This window comes from Klebsiella planticola ATCC 33531 (genome assembly GCF_000735435.1).
Taxonomy (GTDB): domain Bacteria; phylum Pseudomonadota; class Gammaproteobacteria; order Enterobacterales; family Enterobacteriaceae; genus Klebsiella; species Klebsiella planticola.
On record NZ_JMPP01000021.1, the window covers coordinates 24,962 to 44,075 of the forward strand.

19 protein-coding genes and 1 pseudogene are annotated in these 19,114 nt (G+C 55.2%); 10 read left to right on the top strand and 10 right to left on the bottom strand.

Annotation, left to right across the window (positions count from 1 at the left end):
- Nucleotides 1–4 precede the first annotated feature (4 nt).
- From nrdE to GRPL_RS15805, 4 genes are all read right to left on the bottom strand, one after another.
- Nucleotides 5–2,149: a class 1b ribonucleoside-diphosphate reductase subunit alpha gene (gene nrdE, locus GRPL_RS15820; RefSeq protein ID WP_032698964.1), complete on the bottom strand. Its 2,145-nt coding sequence runs from the start codon at nucleotides 2,147–2,149 to the stop codon at nucleotides 5–7.
- Complete coding sequence (gene nrdI, locus GRPL_RS15815) at nucleotides 2,122–2,532, bottom strand: class Ib ribonucleoside-diphosphate reductase assembly flavoprotein NrdI (protein ID WP_032691026.1); 411 nt, start codon at nucleotides 2,530–2,532, stop codon at nucleotides 2,122–2,124. Before nrdI ends, nrdE begins: the two co-directional genes overlap by 28 nt.
- Nucleotides 2,529–2,771, bottom strand: coding sequence for a glutaredoxin-like protein NrdH (gene nrdH / locus GRPL_RS15810; RefSeq protein ID WP_004866773.1), 243 nt, complete (start codon nucleotides 2,769–2,771; stop codon nucleotides 2,529–2,531). Before nrdH ends, nrdI begins: the two co-directional genes overlap by 4 nt.
- A 183-nt stretch (nucleotides 2,772–2,954) precedes the next feature.
- A complete protein-coding gene (locus tag GRPL_RS15805; protein ID WP_032691027.1) occupies nucleotides 2,955–3,386 on the bottom strand; it encodes a carboxymuconolactone decarboxylase family protein in 432 nt (143 codons plus the stop codon).
- 111 nt (nucleotides 3,387–3,497) lie between these two features.
- On the opposite strand from GRPL_RS15805, the gene pdxR reads away from it, so the two are divergent.
- The gene (pdxR, locus tag GRPL_RS15800) at nucleotides 3,498–4,868 is read left to right on the top strand and encodes a MocR-like pyridoxine biosynthesis transcription factor PdxR (protein WP_032691028.1); all 1,371 of its coding nucleotides are present in this window, start codon (nucleotides 3,498–3,500) and stop codon (nucleotides 4,866–4,868) included.
- A gap of 124 nt (nucleotides 4,869–4,992) precedes the next feature.
- On the opposite strand, the gene GRPL_RS15795 is transcribed toward pdxR, so the two are convergent.
- A complete protein-coding gene (locus GRPL_RS15795; RefSeq protein WP_004866763.1) occupies nucleotides 4,993–5,319 on the bottom strand; it encodes a DUF883 family protein in 327 nt (108 codons plus the stop codon).
- A 150-nt stretch (nucleotides 5,320–5,469) separates the two neighbouring features.
- On the opposite strand from GRPL_RS15795, the gene GRPL_RS15790 reads away from it, so the two are divergent.
- Nucleotides 5,470–5,832, top strand: a complete 363-nt coding sequence (locus GRPL_RS15790) for a DUF2002 family protein (protein ID WP_032691029.1) — start codon at nucleotides 5,470–5,472, stop codon at nucleotides 5,830–5,832.
- Nucleotides 5,833–5,918: 86 nt separating this feature from the next.
- On the opposite strand, the gene alaE is transcribed toward GRPL_RS15790, so the two are convergent.
- Nucleotides 5,919–6,368 carry an L-alanine exporter AlaE gene (gene alaE, locus GRPL_RS15785; protein WP_032691030.1) on the bottom strand — a complete coding sequence of 150 codons (450 nt, stop codon included), beginning with the start codon at nucleotides 6,366–6,368 and terminating at the stop codon, nucleotides 5,919–5,921.
- Nucleotides 6,369–7,084: 716 nt separating this feature from the next.
- Here alaE and stpA point away from each other — a divergent pair.
- Entirely contained in the window at nucleotides 7,085–7,486 is a 402-nt protein-coding gene (gene stpA / locus GRPL_RS15780) for a DNA-binding protein StpA (RefSeq protein WP_032696790.1), read from the top strand.
- Between the two features lie 84 nt (nucleotides 7,487–7,570).
- On the opposite strand, the gene GRPL_RS15775 is transcribed toward stpA, so the two are convergent.
- From GRPL_RS15775 to GRPL_RS15765, 3 genes are all read right to left on the bottom strand, one after another.
- On the bottom strand, nucleotides 7,571–7,750 hold the full coding sequence (locus GRPL_RS15775; RefSeq protein WP_015585895.1) for a hypothetical protein: 180 nt from the start codon (nucleotides 7,748–7,750) through the stop codon (nucleotides 7,571–7,573).
- 93 nt (nucleotides 7,751–7,843) lie between these two features.
- On the bottom strand, nucleotides 7,844–8,365 hold the full coding sequence (locus tag GRPL_RS15770; RefSeq protein ID WP_032698966.1) for a rhodanese family protein: 522 nt from the start codon (nucleotides 8,363–8,365) through the stop codon (nucleotides 7,844–7,846).
- A 9-nt stretch (nucleotides 8,366–8,374) separates the two neighbouring features.
- Nucleotides 8,375–8,674 (bottom strand): ArsR/SmtB family transcription factor, encoded by a 300-nt coding sequence (locus GRPL_RS15765; RefSeq protein ID WP_032696791.1) that lies wholly within the window; start codon nucleotides 8,672–8,674, stop codon nucleotides 8,375–8,377.
- 79 nt (nucleotides 8,675–8,753) lie between these two features.
- On the opposite strand from GRPL_RS15765, the pseudogene GRPL_RS15760 reads away from it, so the two are divergent.
- Nucleotides 8,754–9,041 (top strand): annotated as a pseudogene (locus tag GRPL_RS15760) (LysR substrate-binding domain-containing protein); the annotation flags it as partial.
- Nucleotides 9,042–9,129: 88 nt separating this feature from the next.
- The gene (locus GRPL_RS15755; RefSeq protein ID WP_032698969.1) at nucleotides 9,130–9,726 is read left to right on the top strand and encodes an undecaprenyl-diphosphatase; all 597 of its coding nucleotides are present in this window, start codon (nucleotides 9,130–9,132) and stop codon (nucleotides 9,724–9,726) included.
- A gap of 7 nt (nucleotides 9,727–9,733) precedes the next feature.
- Here the strand turns inward: GRPL_RS15755 and GRPL_RS15750 are convergent, their stop codons facing one another.
- Complete coding sequence (locus GRPL_RS15750; RefSeq protein WP_032698971.1) at nucleotides 9,734–11,530, bottom strand: sigma-54-dependent Fis family transcriptional regulator; 1,797 nt, start codon at nucleotides 11,528–11,530, stop codon at nucleotides 9,734–9,736.
- Between the two features lie 250 nt (nucleotides 11,531–11,780).
- On the opposite strand from GRPL_RS15750, the gene exaC reads away from it, so the two are divergent.
- From exaC to GRPL_RS15725, 5 genes are all read left to right on the top strand, one after another.
- Entirely contained in the window at nucleotides 11,781–13,301 is a 1,521-nt protein-coding gene (gene exaC / locus GRPL_RS15745; RefSeq protein WP_032691040.1) for an acetaldehyde dehydrogenase ExaC, read from the top strand.
- 758 nt (nucleotides 13,302–14,059) lie between these two features.
- Nucleotides 14,060–14,656, top strand: coding sequence for a fimbrial protein (locus GRPL_RS15740; RefSeq protein WP_032691042.1), 597 nt, complete (start codon nucleotides 14,060–14,062; stop codon nucleotides 14,654–14,656).
- 89 nt (nucleotides 14,657–14,745) lie between these two features.
- Complete coding sequence (locus tag GRPL_RS15735; protein ID WP_032691043.1) at nucleotides 14,746–15,411, top strand: fimbrial biogenesis chaperone; 666 nt, start codon at nucleotides 14,746–14,748, stop codon at nucleotides 15,409–15,411.
- 77 nt (nucleotides 15,412–15,488) lie between these two features.
- A complete protein-coding gene (locus tag GRPL_RS15730; RefSeq protein ID WP_050500294.1) occupies nucleotides 15,489–17,984 on the top strand; it encodes a fimbria/pilus outer membrane usher protein in 2,496 nt (831 codons plus the stop codon).
- 17 nt (nucleotides 17,985–18,001) lie between these two features.
- A complete protein-coding gene (locus GRPL_RS15725) occupies nucleotides 18,002–19,108 on the top strand; it encodes a fimbrial protein (protein ID WP_032691045.1) in 1,107 nt (368 codons plus the stop codon).
- Nucleotides 19,109–19,114 lie beyond the last annotated feature (6 nt).

Sequence of the window (19,114 nt, forward strand, 5' to 3'; positions counted from 1 at the left end):
CTCCTTACAGCGCGCAGGACACGCAGCCTTCGATTTCGGTACCTTCCAGCGCCAGCTGGCGCAGACGGATGTAATACAGCGTCTTGATGCCCTTCTTCCACGCGTAGATTTGCGCCTTATTGATATCGCGGGTGGTGGCGGTATCGGGGAAAAAGAGCGTCAGCGATAGCCCCTGATCGACGTGCCGCGTGGCTTCGGCATAGGTGTCGATAATCTTTTGCGGGCCGATTTCCCAGGCATCCTGATAGAGCGCCAGATTGTCATTGGTCATAAATGGCGCGGGGTAGTAAACCCGCCCGGTTTTTCCCTCTTTACGGATCTCTATCTTTGAGACAATCGGGTGGATGCTCGAGGTCGCATGGTTGATATAGGAGATAGATCCGGTAGGCGGGATGGCCTGCAAATTACGGTTATAGATACCGTAGCGCATGACGTCATCGCGGAGCTTCAGCCACATGTCGCGGTCGGGCAGGCGGATGCCGGCGTGGGCGAAGAGCGCGCGGACTTTTGCCGTTTTCGGCTGCCAGTCACCCTGCAAATAGCGTTCGAAGTATTCGCCGCTGGCATAGCGCGATTGTTCAAATCCGGCAAAATGCTCACCGCGCTCGCGGGCTATCTGCATCGAGGTGTGCAGCGCGTGCCAGGTGACGGTATAAAAATAGAAGTTGGTAAAGTCCAGCCCTTCCGGACTGCCATAGGCGATGCCTTCCCGGGCCAGATAGCCGTGCAGGTTCATCTGGCCAAGACCGATGGCATGGGAGGCGGCATTGCCCGCCGCCACCGATGGCACCGAGCGAATGTCGCTCATGTCAGAGACCGCCGTCAGGCCGCGCACCGCCACCTCGACCGTGCGGGCAAAATCTGGCGAATCCATGGTATGAGCAATGTTCAGCGACCCCAGGTTGCAGGAGATATCCTGGCCTACGCTGGCATAATCCAGATTTTCATCAAAGGTCGACGGGGTGTTGACCTGCAAAATTTCCGAGCACAGGTTACTCATGTTAATGCGCCCGGCAATCGGGTTGGCGCGGTTGACGGTATCTTCAAACATGATGTAGGGATAGCCGGACTCGAACTGAATTTCCGCCAGCCGCTGGAACAGATCGCGGGCGCGGATCCAGCGTTTGCGGACCCGCTCGTCGGCGACCAGTTGCGCATACATCTCGCTGATGGCGATATCGCCAAACGGCTTACCGTACAGGCGCTCGACGTCATAGGGTGAGAACAGCGCCATCTGGGCGTCGTCTTTTGCCAGCTGGAAGGTAATGTCCGCGATGACGACCCCAAGCGACAGGGTTTTGATGCGAATTTTCTCGTCGGCGTTTTCCCGTTTGGTGTCCAGAAAACGCAGAATATCCGGGTGATGGGCGTGCAGGTAGACCGCCCCGGCCCCCTGGCGCGCACCAAGCTGATTGGCGTAGGAGAAAGCATCCTCGAGCATCTTCATCACCGGCACTACGCCGGAAGATTGATTTTCAATGCGCTTAATCGGGGCGCCGGCTTCACGCAGATTAGAGAGCAAAAACGCCACGCCGCCGCCGCGTTTTGACAGCTGTAATGCCGAGTTTACCGCCCGACCGATCGATTCCATATTGTCTTCGATACGCAACAGGAAGCAGGAGACCAGCTCGCCGCGCTGCTGCTTCCCGGCATTGAGGAAGGTGGGGGTCGCCGGCTGGAAGCGCCCGCTGAGGATCTCATCGGTCAACTGCCGGGCCAGGGTTTCATCCCCCTGCGCGAGGGTGAGGGCGACCATACAGGTGCGATCGGCAAAATGCTCAAGGTAGCGTTTGCCGTCAAAGGTCTTCAGCGTATAGCTGGTATAGAATTTCCAGGCGCCGAGAAAGGTCCGGAAGCGGAACGGGTCGCCGTGCGCGTGGTCAAACAGCGCCAGCACAAAACGACGATCGTAGCGTGCCAGCACGCTGGCATCGTAATAGCCTTCGGCGATCAGCCATTCCAGTTTTTCATTCTGCGTGGTGAAAGAGACGGTATGGGGCAGCACGTGCGTCGCCATAAAGGCGTCTACCGCCTGGTGGTCTTTTTCAAACGGAATACGGCCATTGCTGTCGTACAAATTCAGCATCGCGTTGAGGGCGTGGAAATCCGCCGCTCCGGTGGTTAGACGTTCTGCGGTTGTCGTTGCCAAAATTCGCTTACTCCTTTACGCACGTTATCGACATCGGTTGGGGTGCCCATCAGCTCAAAGCGATACAGATACGGTACGCCGCACTTTTGTGCGATGACGTCGCCGGCCCGGCCGTAGGCGTCGCCGAAGTTACGGTTACCGGCGGCAATCACGCCGCGTATCCGCTGGCGGTTATGCGGGTCGTTTAAAAAGCGGATCGCCTGCCGGGGCACCGCGCCAGCGGTGCCGCCGCCGCCGTAGCTGGGGACAATGAGAATGTAGGGGGCGTCTACCTGGATGCGCTCCCGCTCGTTAAGCGGAATGCGCACCGCGGGCAGCCCCAGACGCTGGACGAACCGATGCGTATTTTCGGAACTGCTGGAGAAGTAGACGATCAGGCTCATGCGTTGGCCACCGGTTCGGGGCGCAGACGGTTAATCATATCCGGGCGAAAACCGGACCAGCGGGTTTCACCGGCTATCACGACCGGCAACTGACGAAAGCCCTGTTCGCGCAGCATGTCAGCGGCGTCCGGATGATGCTCGACATTCACCATCTCGAAGGCAAATCCGCGGCTTTCCATTGCCCGCTTAGTGGCATGGCACTGGACGCAGTCATTTTTAGTGTAAATAGTAATGCGCATGATTCGTATTTCCATTTAAGATAACAGGACGGCGCAAAAAAGTGCGACGGCCGCTATCGGTTAACTGTTCAGGAAATACTAGATGTAGTTATCTAAAAGTTCAACCACGCAATATATAGCGTTTTTAGATAAGTGATGCCCTCACCGGCCAATCCGGCGAGGGGGAGGGCGCGTGGTCTGAAATTACTGACGCATGCTGACGGCAAGGCGGTTAAAGGCGTTCATCAGGCTGATGGCGAAGGTCAAATCGCTGATCTGACGGGCGCTGAAATGCTCCAGCAGCGGCAGGTAAACGTCATCTTCTGCATGGGTGCTGGCAATATGCGTCACCGATTCCGCCCAGGCCAGCGCCGCCTGTTCCGCGGCGCTGAAATGCCCGCTTACCCGCCAGCCGGCCAGCGCATCCAGTTTAGTCTGCGCCACGCCGGATTTACGCAGCGCTTTACTGTGCATTTCCAGACAGAAAGCGCAGCCATTAATCTGTGATACCCGCAGGTAAACCAGTTCCAGCAGGGCGCCGTCCAGCTCACTTTTTTCCAGCGCAATCTTGGCCTGCACCAGCGCGTTATAGACTTCCGGACTCAGTTCGTTATAGGGCTGACGGAGTGTGCTCATGATGTTTTCCTCAATGATGAACCGCGGGGAATGGGTTCTAAGACCGCAGCAAAATAGCACTATAATGGACTGCAAAAGATAGCCATATTTTAATGAAAAAAGCAGACCATAATGGAAATCAAAAAAGTCCCCCACTATCAGCGCATTGCCAGACAGCTCAAGTCTGCGATTGAACACGGCGAACTCGCGCCCGGTAGCCGCCTGCCCGCCAGCCGGGTTTATGCCCAGGAGCTGGGCGTCTCCCGCGCAACCGTGGAGAATGCCTGGGGTGAGCTGGTGGCCCAGGGCTGGCTGGAGCGACGAGGGCAGGCGGGCACCTTTGTCAGCGAGCGTCTGAGTCCGCTGCGGGGGGAACCGGCGCGTCGCCCGACGGACATTGCGCCGACGGCGCCGCAGCCGTTTCAGCTGGGGCTGCCGGCGCTGGATCTTTTTCCCCGAGGCCTGTGGGCGCGGGTGATGGGGCGGCGACTGCGAACGCAAACGCGTTTTGACCTGGCGCCAGGCGATCCGTGCGGCGAGATGATCCTGCGTCGGGCCATTGTCGATTATCTGCGTCTTTCCCGCAGTATTGAATGCCTGCCCGAACAGGTGCTGGTGACCGGCAACTATGCTGCTTCCATGCGGCTGCTGCTCCGCACTCTGGCGCAGCCAGGTCAGCATATGTGGATGGAGGATCCTGGTTTCCCGCTGATTCGACCGGTGATAACCGGGGAAGGAGGGGTTATCGATCCGGTTCCCGTTGATGAAGAGGGGATGGATGTGGCGTGGGCGCAACGCCATTACCCCGATGCGCATTTCGCGCTTCTGACTCCCGCGCACCAGAGTCCGCTGGGCGTTGCGCTGTCGCTGTCCCGACGCAGGCAGCTGCTGGCATGGGCTGCCCGACACGACGCCTGGATTATTGAAGATGATTACGATAGCGAATTTCGCTATCGCGGGAAGCCGCTGCCGCCGCTGAAAAGTCTTGATGCCCCGCAGCGGGTGATTTACGCCGGCAGCTTCAGTAAATCGCTGTTTCCGGCATTACGCGCCGCCTGGCTGGTGGTACCGCTCCCGCAGGTCGCTGCCTTTCGCCAGCAGGCCGAATTGATGAGCTGTAGCGTACCGACGCTGTGGCAGCAGACGCTGGCTGACTTTATCCACGAAGGCCATTTCTGGCGTCATCTGAAGAAAATGCGTACCTGCTATGCGCAGCGCCGGCAGTGGCTGGAGTCCGCGCTGTTGGCGCAGGGGTTTAGCGTCGTCCCTCAGCTGGGGGGTATTCAGCTGGTTATTACGGTGAACGGTGACGATCGGGCGCTGGCTGTGAAAGCCCGACAGGCCGGACTGTCGGTACAGGCGCTGAGCGACTGGCGTATGCAAAGCCGCGGCGAAGGGGGACTGCTGGTGAGCTTTACCAATCTGACATCGATGGCGATGGCAACGGAGGCGGTGCGTCTACTCAAAGTAGCGCTGTTTTCGGCTGATAAATACAGCCGCTGACTGAGGATTCAGGTCATCCCTAAAGTAGCGATTCACGTCAATATGCGCTAAGACAACAAAAAGCCCCTGGGCCAGAGGCACACAGGGGCAGACGCGTATTTGTTATCTTCATTTATCGTTTATATTATCGACGTAAATTCAATAATACGCCAATAAATAGCCCAACTGCGGCAGCGGCCCCGACGCTCTGCCACGGTTTATCCCGCACATAGCTATCGGCACAGCCTGCGGCATCGCGAGCGGCCTGCTGCACACGGTTGTTCCCATTCAGACGGGCACGCGTCTCTTTCAGCAGCGCCTGGGCTTTTTTCCGTGCGGCATCAGCCTCATCTTTCGCATCGCTGCCCCATGATTTCAGCACTTCTTCCAGCGTATCCGCTAATTGGCTGACATCGTTATGAATATCTTCAGCGCTTTCATCGACATTGTTGCGGTTCAGACGGTTAGCCATCGATTTCTCCCTTAATTCCATTGAGTCATTAAGTGTAGAACAAGATTTTGAATTATGCTTTTGCAGTGCCATTTCTGGAATTTTCCGAAAGCACTATCAAAGATGAATAAGGTAAGGTAAATGTGCGGTAAAAGATAAAGAGGAATGAGTATGTATTTAAGACCCGATGAGGTGGCGCGTGTTCTTGAAAAAGCCGGCTTCACCATGGATGTTGTGACGCAAAAAGCGTACGGCTATCGCCGTGGCGATAATTATGTTTATGTGAACCGCGAAGCGCGCATGGGGCGGACCGCTTTAATTATTCATCCGGCGCTAAAAGAGCGCAGTAATTCGCTGGCGGAACCCGCCTCGGATATCAAAACCTGCGATCATTATGAACAGTTTCCGCTGTATTTGGCCGGAGATGCGCAGCAGCATTATGGTATTCCACACGGCTTCAGTTCGCGCATGGCGCTTGAGCGTTTTTTGCAGGGATTATATGGCGAAGCGCAGCCGAGCCTGTCGCATAACTAACCGTATGATGACTTGTGCCGGGATGTGAAGCGGGGAAACAGACGAGCAGGCGACTGACAGCGGTCAGTCGCAGGTTGTGTTGAAACTCAGGCTTTAGCCTGCTGGTAAGCGCTGACGCGGAACAGTCGGCGGCAGTAATCGAGGAAGTAGCCGTAAACCGCCCCCATCATCATTGATACCGCAATATTTGAACTCACCGCCGCGGCAATTTGATGCCAGTCGGCACCGACGGAAAATAAAATAGCAACATACACCGGCGACTGAAATGTCACATAAGCCACAACATCGGCAATACTCTTCATCCAAGCGGAAGGGCTGAGGTGACGTGCCAGGCGCATGGCGCGGTCGCGGTAAAATCCGTACGGCACGGCAATAATAATGTTCACCGGAATCGCCACCAGGCGTGAAGATAACGACTGCTCAAAGGTCATTCCGGAGAGAAAAATTTCGATCAACATGTTCACAACGGTGCAGTAAACCACCATCGCAAAGGTGTCTGCTACCGCATGACGCAAGCGGGACTGCGCAGAGAACATCGGTGTGCTCCTCGAAAATGAAGTCTGATACGCCACAAAATGCGCTCTTCTAAAGCGTTTTGGGTTGCCTGTTTTGATGTGCGTAGATTATCTCTCTGCATCGAAAGAGACAACTAGCTGTAAATTTTTATTTAATGGCTTTTTGTCGATAAAATACTCTGCGAAAGGTAGTTTTGTCTTCTCTGCGCTACTTTTGTCCTGATGCTTTATTTTTTGTTTATTTATTAATGTCTTATGTTTTTTTTTGCGGGCGGGCGTGAGGATCGCACCAGGCCACGATTGTGCCGACTACCGCCTGAAGTCAGGTTTCAGTGTGATTTCCGTCACTTTTAGAATAATTTATGCCACAAAGGCGCTTTAAATAGCATTGGATTCTGTTTTCTGTCGTTGGTGCGTATTCGTTTTTCATGCATGTTCATTCACTGGCGGGTCGTTGTGACATCCTCTATCCATCGGACATATCCCGCTAACCTGCTGACCATGCAGGTAATATACGGACTGATGATATTTTTGTGGCTTTTTTACCCTATTCAAATTATCGCTGAATTAATTCCGGGTATTGACTGGATAGCCGCTGTGGTTATTTTAAATAAAAATTTAAGATTGTGGTCTGAATATATTTATCAAACATCATTAAAGGTGGTAATAAATGGCTTCATATATTAAAGTACCCGGTGCTATTGTCTTATATGCAATTTAGGAACGTTTAATAATTTATGTCTTTAATGTTACAGAAGTTGAATAATATCCGTTCACTGCGGGCAATGTCGCGTGAATTCTCCATTGACGTACTTGAAGAAATGCTGGAAAAACTCAGGGTCGTCACTGAAGAAAAACGGTCAGAGCAGCAGTCTGCCCTGCAACAGCAGGCAGAATACCAGGAAAAAATTAATACCTGGCTGGAACTGATGATTGCCGACGGCATAACGCCTGATGAGCTGGTCACGCAGAATGCAGGCCCGTCGAAGGAGGCGAAAAAACGCCAGCCGCGTCCGGCAAAATATCGGTTTACCGATTTTTCCGGAGCCCAAAAAACCTGGACCGGCCAGGGGCGTATGCCGAAGCCGATCGCCCGTGCGATTGCGGCCGGTGCGACGCTGGAAAGTTTTCTGATTTAAGCGTTAGCGAAAGTGATATTCGGCAGGAGTTAAGGCTGTTGTCGGATAGCGAAAAAATAACGGTGGGGAATCCCACCGTGTGTATTAGCAAACGCCAAAATCACCTTCTTCTTTATAAGGTGTGACGTCTGCGGGCTTCAGCGTATATTTCTCACCCTGTTCATTACTGGCCTGCACGGCGACAATATGATCTTCACCGACGGCCACAATCTTGAGTTTGGGTCCGCCCATACGAGGCTGAACCAGATCACCTACTGAATACATCGTTTATCTCCTCTGGCATGGATAAATGCCGCTGTTCGCCTTCACTTTAGCGTAGCTGGATATCCGCATACAACAGGCCTGATGCCGCAGGCGTCAGCGTCGGTTCCAGGGCATGACGGCCAACAGGCGCGCCATTCCGCAAAAACTGGTGATACCGGCGAAGGTTAAGCCGGCGCCGACAAAAGCGCTGAGCAGGAAAAATCCGCTACTGACGCTATAGCCCAGCGCCACGCCCAACAGAATGAGTACGCCCGCGGCGATTTGCACCTGGCGCATTAACGGCAGCGGCTGGGTTTTATCCTCTTTGACGGGCAATCCCGCTGCTTTCCAGGCCTGAATGCCGCCAGCCAGCAGTTTCACCTGGGCCGGAGCCGCCGCAGCCAGCAGACGAATGGCATTATTTTGTGTACGCGATCCCGCCTGACAATGAAAAATGACCGTTTCGTCCGCGGCGGTGTGCAGCGTTGCGCCGTTATTCAGGGCCGCCAGCGGCACCAGCTCGGCATCGGGGATGTGCTCGCGGGCGTATTCATCGGCATCGCGAATATCGATTAATCTGGCCCCTTGCGCGATTTGCGCCCGGGCCTCTTCAGGAGAAAGAGTGACGATAGTCATGACGGCTCCTTATGGGCAATAAATGGTCTTCAGCGTGGTAATGATTTGCTGAACCGCAGGGTGGGTGATGAAGTAGTGGATACGTTGCGCCTCGCGCTCACTGCCGATCAGGCCTTCATCGCGCATGCGCGCCAGATGCTGAGAGGTGGCCGAAGGGCTCAGACCGGTGACCCGTGCTAGTTCGCCGGCGCTGGCGCGCGGCGTCTCGCACAGCATGCACAGAATCATCAGCCGGTTCGGATTGCTCATGGCTTTCAACAGGGCGGCGGCTTCTCCGGCGCTGGACTGCAGCTGTTCTGGTGTATTCATTTATTTTAGTCTTTTCTAAATTTAGATAAGTCTAAAATAAAAAACGCCGCGGCGCCAGCGCAGAAAATGCCGTCGCGGTCCCGTGGCCTGGCCGCCGCAGGCGCACCTGGTGATGGATGATTTTACGGCGATAGCGGCAGCGGCGGTGAGCGGGCTGGGCATTGCCAGGATTCCGGACTGGCTGGCTGCCCAGGAGGTTGAACAGGAACGGCTGCGCTGTATTCTGCCGCAAAGCGCCGGCGTCACCTTTCCGATCGCCGCCTTCTGGCCCGAGGCGCCGTGGGTGGCGCAGAAAATTCGGGTCACCATCGATGCGCTGCTCGCCGGATTGCCGCAGGCGATCCGCCAGACCGGAGGCCAGCAATAAAACGAGTCACCTCTTCGCCGCGGGGTTAAGCGTAACTTAAGAGAGAGTTGCGATAATGACAGTAATATGACTGGCATGGACCCTTGCAATGAACGTACTCGAAACGGTTAACCAAAGCGCTTTTCTGGCGCTGAATGCTCAGCCGGGGACGTCGGATACCCTTCTGGCGTTGGCCCGCTTCTGCGCAAGCGGAATGATCTTTATCGTTCCGGCTATTCTGCTCGGTCTGTGGTTTTTAGGCGGTCGCCAGGGGCACCGGCAGGCGCTGTTTTGCACGCTGAGTATTCTGATGGCGCTTGCGTTGGGCTATCTGTGCGGCTCGCTGTGGTTCCACCCCCGGCCGTTTATGATGCCGCTGGGCCATACCTGGATCAGTCATCCGGCGGATAACGGCTTCCCGAGCGATCACGGTCTGGTGATGTTCAGTGCGGCGTTTGCGTTGCTTTCTCTGCGTCTACGCAGCCTGGGGCTGTTTGTCCTGCTCGCATCGCTGCCGGTGGCGTGGTCACGCATTTTCCTCGGGGTCCATTTCCCGCTGGATATGGTGGGCGCGGCGGCGGTAGCGGTGGTTGCCGTCTGGGTGAGTAAAGGGGTCTGGCAGGCCTTTGGGCCGGCAATGGTGCGGATTTGCGAAGCCATCAGCCAGCGCATGTTTTCCTGGCTGCCGGCCCGTTTTACGCCGTAGCTCACGTTTAGTTTCTTGTCCGCGCGGCGCGTCGGTAGAGCGTGCTGCGCGCGACGCCCAGAGCCTGCGCCGCTTTACTGACATTACCGTTATACGTCGATAGCGTGTCGGCAATCAGCTGCGCATCGTGCTGCTGCAACCCGCGCGACGGGGCCGGAGCCGGGGCCGACTGGTACTCTGCCGGTAAATCCTCCACTTCCAGTTGTTCTCCTTCGTCGGCCAGCGCCAACAGCACCTTCATCAGGCTTTGTAGCTGGCGCACGTTGCCTGGCCAGGGAAGGGTGGAGAGGTGTGTCAGGAGCGCAGGCGAGAGCTGGACGTGTCGTGCTTCGGCACCGAGGGCTTGCCATAGCTGCTGAAGAAACGTCGGCAGTTGGGGCCACTCCCGCAGCGGTGGAATAGTGAGGGCGAATTCGCGCAGGCGATAGAGCAGGTCCTCGCGAAACGTCCCGTCGGCAACATGTTGCATCAGGTTACGGTGGGTGGCGCAAATAAGCGCAAAGCTGACCGGGGCGCTCTGGCTGGCGCCGAGCGGCGTAACCTCTTTTTCCTGTAGCACCCGCAGCAGCCGGGTTTGAAGCAGCATCGGCATATCGCCAATCTCATCGAGGAATAGCACGCCGCCGTCCGCCTCGCGAATTTTACCGATATAGCCATTCTTACTGGCGCCGGTAAAGGCGCCAGGCTGATAGCCAAACAGCTCCGATTCAATCAGCGATTCGGGTATCGCCGCGCAGTTGATCGCCACGAATTTACCGTCACGCCAGCGGCTGTGCTGATGAAGCGTGCGGCTGACAAACTCTTTGCCACATCCTGTTTCGCCCTCAATACACAGGGCAATGCCGGCATTCAGCAGACGCACCATCTTCTCTCCTTCACGCTGACTGGCGAAAGGCAGCTCAATGGCCGGCAGCGTCGGCGCCGGGGCCGGCGCTGGTACCGCAACGTGGGTGCGGGTCGGCGCGCGCAAACGGTAGTAATAGGTTTGTCGCTGCAGAGTTAGCGGCAGCGGAACATTTACCGCCGTTTGCGTCAGCTGAGGAAACAGCTGCTGAAAGGTGATATGGCCGAGTTGTCCGGGATCCAGACCCAGATCGCGCATCGCCAGGCGGTTTCCGGCGGTCAGCACGTTATCGGAAAAGACCAGCAGCAGCTCTTCAACGCTGTCGAGTTTGTGGGGTTGAGGGTGCAGGCTCATCAGCCACTGCTGCGGATGGAGACTCTGTTTTACCCACAGATATTCAATCTGCTTCGCGGCCTCTTTTACCCACGTCAGCGTGTGGGGGTGGGGTAAGTGGGCCGGGCCGGAAATATCCAGCACCCCGGCAATTTTTCCATCCGGACTCTGAACCGGCATTGCGGCGCAATAGAGATCCTGATTGCGGGTGAGGAAGTGCTGGCGGCCGTCGATTTCGCAGCTGTCGTCAATGGCCAGCGCGGTACCGATGGCGTTGGTACCGCGCCCGCTCTCGCTCCACAGATTTCCCGGAGCCAGCGCGAAGCTTTGCGCTTTCTGCATCGCGTGCAGGTTGCCGAAGGTTTGCAGCACCAGACCGCTGGCGTCAGAGAGGATCACCACCGACTGGAGATCGCTCACTTTACGCGACAGGGTGTTCACCACCGGCTGGGTCAACTGCTGTAACCGGGCATGGCTGGCCAGCGCATCCGCCAGTTCGCCGGAACCCAGGCGCGGGAAATCATCCGTCGCGGGATCCAGGCCGTACTGCTGGCTACGAAACCAGGAATCGCTGAGCAACGGGCTGGTTTTTACCTCGGGATCGAGGGTAAACGAATTGCCTTGCACGGAGCACCTCGTGGTCGGATGGCTGATGTTGCAATATTGTAGCTTTATGGTTTCTCATGTGTTGCGATTTGCGACACATAAGCAAAATTACGTTCCCATGCGATACAGGATTACGTATTAAGATATTGAATTATTTGTATATTTATTCCTTCAATAAATCTGGCATAACCTCTGCATAAGCTTCTGTGCAGCAGGCAACAGCAAAAAACCAATACCCCGCTGCGCCTCAACCCTACAGAAGGAGATTGCAATGCGTTATGCACATCCTGGCACCCCGGGCGCCTTAGTTTCATTCAAGTCCGCCTACGGTAACTATATTGACGGTCAATTTGTCGAACCACTCGGCGGCGAATACTTTATGAATACCTCCCCCGTGGACGGGAGTGACATTGCACAATTTCCCCGCTCCGATGCCAAAGATATCGACTTTGCTCTTGATGCCGCGCACCGTGCCGCGGAAGCGTGGGGGAAAACATCGGTACAGCATCGTTCCAACCTGCTGCTCCAGGTCGCCGACCGGATTCAGGAGAACCTGGAATATCTGGCGATTGCTGAAAGCTGGGACAATGGTAAACCGGTGCGCGAAACGCTGAATGCCGATCTGCCGTTGGCGGTCGATCACTTCCGCTATTTTGCCGGCTGTCTGCGCGCCCAGGAGGGAAGCACGGCGGAAATTGATGAAACCACCGTGGCCTATCACTTCCATGAACCGCTGGGCGTGGTCGGGCAAATTATTCCGTGGAACTTTCCGCTGTTGATGGCGGCGTGGAAGCTGGCGCCGGCGCTGGCGGCGGGGAACTGCGTGGTGCTCAAGCCGGCAGAGCAGACGCCGCTGAGTATCACGCTGCTGCTGGAAATTATTGGCGACCTCTTCCCGGCAGGCGTCCTCAACGTGGTGCAGGGCTTCGGTAAAGAGGCCGGTGAAGCGCTGGCAACCAGCAAGCGTATTGCCAAAATCGCCTTTACCGGCTCAACGCCCGTCGGACGGCATATTCTGGCCTGTGCGGCGGAGAATATTATTCCCGCAACCGTTGAGCTGGGCGGCAAGTCGCCAAATATCTATTTTGCCGATGTGATGGACGGAGAAGAAGAGTTTATCGAGAAGGCGGTAGAGGGGCTGGTGCTGGGCTTCTTCAACCAGGGCGAAGTGTGTACCTGTCCATCGCGTGCTCTGATCCATGAATCGATCTACGAGCCGTTTATGGCGCGGGTGATGGCGAAAGTGGCCCAGATTCGGCGCGGCGATCCCTTTGACACCGACACCATGATCGGGGCGCAGGCGTCACGCCAGCAGTTCGATAAGATCCTGTCGTATATTAAGATTGCCCGCGAAGAGGGGGGGCAGATCCTGACCGGCGGAGAGCGCGCCAGTATCGCGGCTGAACTGGATAATGGTTACTACATTCAGCCAACCCTGATTAAGGGGCGCAATGATATGCGCAGCTTCCAGGAAGAGATTTTTGGCCCGGTCATCGGCGTCACCACCTTTAAAGATGAGGCAGAAGCACTGGAAATAGCCAACCAGACTCAGTTTGGGCTCGGCGCCGGCGTCTGGACCCGCGACAGCAATCTGGCGTACCGAATGGGGCGTGGGATTAAAGCCGGTCGCGTCTGGACCAACTGTTATCACGTCTACCCGGCCCATGCCGCGTTTGGCGGCTATAAACAGTCGGGCGTTGGCCGCGAAACCCATAAAATGGCCCTTGATGCCTATCAACAGACGAAAAACCTGCTGGTGAGTTACGGAACTGCGCCGCTCGGCCTGTTTTAACCGGGCGTCTCATTATCTGACTTTATCGGTCTGACAAAAACCGCGACCTTATGCTGAGGTTGCGGTTTTTTTATCGCTGATTGACGATTGGTTGATTTTTGAACTTTGCTTTTTTAATAAAAAAAAAGAGGAAACCTCAGGCACCCTGACAGTTGCTATTTCGACGAACATGAAATTTATTCAATAATAACTTTCATTTGAAAATCATTTTGCCGGAAAAATGATATCCTTCATTGGTTAGTGTTATTATTATTTCGGGGGTGACAAAAAGAAAATAAAACTTATTAGGAAAAATCTTAGTTTTTTTGCTGGGCCCGTGGACGCCAGCACAGCGGATAATCCGGCATAAAATGATGTTTTTTTGTTAATTTTGTCAAATGACATATTGTTTTGTTGAGGATTGTTATTGGTGGGTTGCTTTTCTTTGTTTTTATAATTAATAACTTTCTTGATATTTGTGCAATCCACTCGACATGTAAAGTAAAACATTATTTCATTAACAAAATAAATCATTGCGTTTGATTTATTCTAAGAATAGTATTTGTTTTAATATTAAATGCCGCGAATAAATTCCCGCCTGATGAAGCGTTGCCGCCGATGCGCGTAAGCAATCAGACGGAATTTCCTGCTATGCGTTTAATATCCTGCGGATGGAACGCCAATATCATTAACAAGGAGGAGCGTCAGCAGATTGCTTCAGGCTCATTATGACCCTGTGATTAATCTGTCATAAATATATGTTTGAGATGAGATAAATAATGAAAACCCAACTTCGTATTATGGCAACTGTAGTCGGTATTCTGGTATCCGGCGTTGTCGTAGCAATGCCTTCACAACCTGCCCATTCTACATTAACCGTCAATCCGGGCGCCAGCGCCGGTACGCAAAGCACCGGTGGCCAGATCGAATTCTCCGGTTCGATTACCGATACTTCCTGTAATATCGATAGCACCAGCGCCAACCAGATTGTCGATCTGGGGAAATGGGCGAGCAGCTACTTTACGGGCGCCGGTTCTGAAACCACCAAAACCGCTTTCCATATTAAAGTGAAAGATTGCCCTGCCACCGTGACTAAAGTGTCGGTATTGTTTGATGGCACCCGCGACAGCAATAACAGTAATCTGCTGGCGGTAAATGGCGGGGCGCAGGGGGTGGCGATTAAACTGTATGAAGATGATAAAGCAACGCCAATTAACCTCGGCACAGAGTCAAAGGATCAGGCGGTGATCGCCGGGACCAGCGGCAGCAACAGTGGGACGGCGGATCTGGAGTTCTTTGCTGATTATATCTCTACCAGTGCGGTATCCGCCGGTTCGGCAAACGGCACGGCAAACTTCAATATGGTTTACAACTAAGAAATAAATGAGCAGGAGCACCTGCTCATTATTATTGAGAACTCATTCTCCTTTAGTTGTATTTCAGACCTTAGCTGATGGTTGCAATTATGAAACATATTATCGCGGCGGCGGCTGCTGCCTTTTTACTGTTATCCACAACGGTACAGGCCGGTATTGTCATGGGAGGGACCCGTGTTATTTATCAGGAAGGGAAGCGCGAGGCCTCAATTTCTGTCACCAATGCCGATGTCCATTCGCCTTATTTAGTGCAGTCATGGATAGAGAACTATGCGGAAAATGATAAAAGCAAGGTGCCTTTTATTGTAACGCCGCCGCTATTTCGCCTCGACCCAGAGCAAGAAAACGTATTGCGAATTAATTTCATCGGCGCCGACTTGCCTCATGACCGTGAATCCGTCTTTTGGCTGAATGTGAAAAGTATCTCCCCGACGCAAAAAGGCGATGCGAATAAATTACAGGTCAATATTAAATCTAAATTTAAAATTTTCTATCGGCCACATGGTCTGGCGGGCGATCCGGAGAAAGCCTGGCAGATGTTAACGTTTAAGATTGTTGGCAACCGGCTGGTGGCGCAGAACCCGACGCCATACTTTGTCTCCTTTTTTACCCTCTCGGTGGGTGGGCACGATATTGATGAACCGGGAATGATCGGACCTTTGACCCGTAAAGAGTGGCCGGTTAACGGCTCGGGGACGGTGAAATGGCGCGCCATCAATGATTTTGGCGGCATCACAGATTATACGCAGCAGTAATTGTTTCTATTTTTTCCCTCGTCGGTCAGGATATTGTGAACAAAAAGGCCCCCGTTTTCCTTCATGACTATTCCGTCATGGCTGTCCCCATCCGGGGCGCCTTAGGCGCGGCGGCGCTTCCGACGCTGCTGTTTTTTCTCTGCCAGAGCGCTACGGCGTGGGCAGACGATTACTTCGATCCTGCGGCCTTAGAGTTTGCTAACCCACAGCAAAAGATGGCGGATTTGCATTATTTTGCCAAATCGGGCGGACAGCAGCCGGGAACCTATCCGGTGACTATCTGGGTTAACAACCAGCAGGTTGCCGAGGGGCCGATCGTATTCGTCGACGATCGTGGGGTCCTGCAGCCGGAGTTGACCTCTGCTAAGCTGGCGGAATATGGGGTCAACGTTAGCGCTTTTTCCACCTTGACCCGGCTGCATGATGGCGAAACGTTTACCCGGATTGAACAGTTTATTCCGGATGCCAGCAGCCGTTTCGATTTTGCTACACAGCGCCTGAACTTAAGTATTCCGCAGGCGGCGATGAATGTGCAAAGCCGTGGCTACGTCGATCCGGCGCGCTGGGATGATGGGATCCCGGCGGCATTTGTGAACTACAACCTGACCGGCTCACAGACTCGCCAGTCTGAAACGCAAAGCCGCTCCAGCTACCTGAATTTACGCAACGGGGCCAACCTGGGGCCGTGGCGTTTGCGTAATATTTCATCCATGCAGTATGACCAGCATTACCGCTGGCATTCGCAAAGCACCTGGCTACAGCGCGATGTGAAATCGGTCAAAAGCCTGCTGCGGATTGGTGACACCTTCACCAGCGGCGAGGTCTTCGATAGCGTGCAGTTTCGCGGCGTGCAGCTGATGTCCGATGATGAAATGCTGCCTGACAGCCAGCGCGGTTTTGCCCCGGTGATTCGCGGCATGGCGCACAGCAACGCCAAAGTGACGGTTTCGCAACACGGCTATGTTATCTACGAAACCTTTGTCTCTCCGGGGGCGTTTGCGATCAACGATCTCTACCCTACGGCGCAGAGCGGCGATCTTGAGGTCCAGGTTAAAGAGAGCGATGGGTCGGTACGCTCTTTTACCCAACCATACTCCACGGTCCCTTTTATGCTCCGCGAAGGGCGAAGCAAATTTAGCCTCAGCGCAGGGCGTTATCATTCGAGTCAGCATCAGGTCAGATCGCCGCAGTTTGTTCAGGGGACGCTATTTTATGGTTTGCCTGCGGAGTTCACTCTGTATGGCGGTACTCAGCTGGCGCAGGATTATCAGGCCTGGGCGTGGGGAATTGGCCGTGGTTTTGGCGAGCTGGGGTCGTTGGGGAGCGATGTGACCTGGGCCAATACTGCGACGCCCTCTGATCGACACTACGCCGGACATTCATTGCGCGTCCAGTATCAAAAGGATTTTGCCTCGACGGGGACCTCGTTCAGCCTCGCCAGCTATCGCTACTCCTCCGGCAGCTATTATGGCTTCAGCGAGGCTAACGCCCTGGAAAGCCAGAGCGAGCGACTGGACAACAAGCGTCAACGCGAAGAGATCTCTGTCGCGCAGTCCTTTGGCGCCGTCAGTAGCCTGGCGATTTCCGCTTATTCACAAACGTACTGGCACAGCAACAGCAATGATGAAACGGTACATCTCGGGTTCTATAGCGCCTGGAAAGGCGTGTCGTGGGGCGTAGGCTATTACTACACCCAATCCTCCGACCGGGAAAAAGCCGATCGCTCGTGGTCATTTAACCTCAACATCCCGCTGGGCGGCTGGCTGGACGAGAGCTCGGTCGGCTACAGCACCACCTCCGATAATAACGGCCACTCATCGCAGCAGGTTTCGCTGTACGGCGCGGTGCCTGGACGCGGCGATCTCGATTACTCGCTGCAGCAGGGCCATGCTAACGCCGGGCAGGGGAGCAACAGCAGCGCTGCGCTGGATTATCACGGCGGATATGGCAGCGCCCAGCTGGGTTATCGCCATGATAGCGCCAGCAACCAGCTGACCTGGGGAGCTTCGGGCTCCGTAGTGGCGCACCCGCATGGCGTCACGCTGGGGCAACCCGTCGGCGACAGTTTCGCCATCGTCCGTGCTCCAGGAGCGGCGGATGTGGCGATTGAGGACGGTACTAACGTGCATACCGACGGGCGCGGCTATGCCGTGGTACCGACCTTAACGGTATACCGCAAAAACACCATCACGCTGGATACCGAATCAATGAGCAATGACACCGACGTGGATCTACAAGGTCAAACCGTCATCCCTGGCGGCGGCGCGGTGGTACTGGCGAATTACCAGACCCATATCGGCAACCGGGTGTTGTTTACGCTGCGTAATCGCGACGGGGCGGTCCCGTTCGGCGCCAGCGTACAGCTGCGTCAGCAGGAGGACGATACGGGCGCCGCGCCGCAGGGAATGGTGGCCGATGGCGGACAGGCGTATCTCAGCGGCATCCCTCAGGAGGGCGTGCTTGAGGTGAGCTGGCTGCAAAACAATATCGCGCGGCAATGCTCGCTGCATTTCCACATTGCCGATCAACAACAGCAGAACACGGTGAAAACCGTCGCTGGCCTGTGTTCGTAAACCGAGGAGAAAGAGCGATGCATCGTGGCTTTCGCTTATTACAGTTTGTGTTCCTGCTGATCGCGGGGATGTATAGCCAACACGGTTGGGCCGAGAGCTGCGGCGGCAGCGTCGGGCAGATGACGATTAACGTGCCGAATATTCGCTATCTGCCGACGCTACGCGCCGATACGCAGATGACCAACGCGATGGCCGATAACGGCGGCGGTATTCACTTCGTCTGCGATCTACAGCTGCCGACCGCGGGCTGGAAACGCATCGTGTATCAACAGCGCGCCACCACCGGTGCGCCACGGGTGATTAACGGCCAGCATGTGTATGCCTCCGCGCTTAGCGGCATGGGCTATTCGTTGGGTTTTCAGTGCGGCGGCGGCCCGATTCACTATATTGACGGCAGCGATGCGCCTGCCGGAAGTGAATCCGTAACGGTTTGCGAGAGTTCGCAGCAGTCGACGCTGCTGGCCCAGCGGGAGGTGGTGGTGAAAGCATATATCATCTTTTATAAAACCGGCGATGTTGCGCTGGTCAGCGGCAATCACGCCAGCGTCCCGGGGCAGCCGCAGGTGGGAAATTTATATATTGAAAAACAGGACGCTGGCAACGCCTCCCACGTGGCTAGCGCGCCGGTCAGTATCGATCTCGCTGCCCTCAACGTTGATATTGGCGCCAGCGGCAGTTGTCAGGTGACCCGCGCGTCTATCGGCGTCAATCTGGGCACGGTGAATAAAGCGGAGTTCAAAGGCAAAACCAGCACCGCCGGCGCGGCGCAGACCTTTAGCATTCCGGTATATTGCAGCACGCCGACCGATATCCGGATTGGTTTTTTTGGCGTCACCGCCGACCCCAGCATCAGCGATTCCTTAGCGCTGGCCCAGGTTGACGGCGCTGCCAGCGGGGTGGGGATAAAACTGAGCTATGGTAACAATCCGGCCCCGGCGCCGCCCGCGGGAACCGGTGTGAAAATGAATGTCTCCAGTAATCTACCGGTGCTGAAACATGTTACCGCCAGCAGCGCCGCCGCTGCCGAGAGTATCAATTTTACCGCCCAGTATGTGCAGACGGGAGATGCGGTAACCCCCGGACGGGCGAATAGCCTGGCGACCTTTGCGCTCGAATATAACTAAGCGCCC